Here is a 264-nt window from a genome sequence, read left to right as displayed (position 1 = left end):
TTTAATGTTGCGCTACCACCACTAGCCAAATCATGGAAGTGTTTATTCAAACCCTTGAATTTAAAAAGTAGGTAGTAGAGCGAGTTCTGATCGTAAGGAACAAGAGAGTTAATTTGTTGATTTGTATGGCTTGGTTTTGTTGTTATAAAAACTTGGCCAACTGTCGCTATACAGCTCACACAAATACTGTTTTCCGGTATGCGCTTTTTAGGTTGCGATTCATCACCTGCTTGCGTCAGAGTATCTGTCGTTTCAGTAATGAAC

1 protein-coding gene is annotated in these 264 nt (G+C 39.0%); it reads right to left on the bottom strand.

Features of this window, described 5'->3' with window-relative positions:
- The coding region (locus AB4486_RS24225) for a restriction endonuclease subunit S (RefSeq protein ID WP_372119178.1) at positions 1-264 on the bottom strand (264 nt) is incomplete at both ends.

The organism is Vibrio sp. 10N.222.55.C6 (assembly GCF_041473395.1).
Classification (GTDB): Bacteria; Pseudomonadota; Gammaproteobacteria; order Enterobacterales; family Vibrionaceae; genus Vibrio; species Vibrio crassostreae_C.
This window is presented reverse-complemented; position numbering and strand designations above follow the sequence as displayed.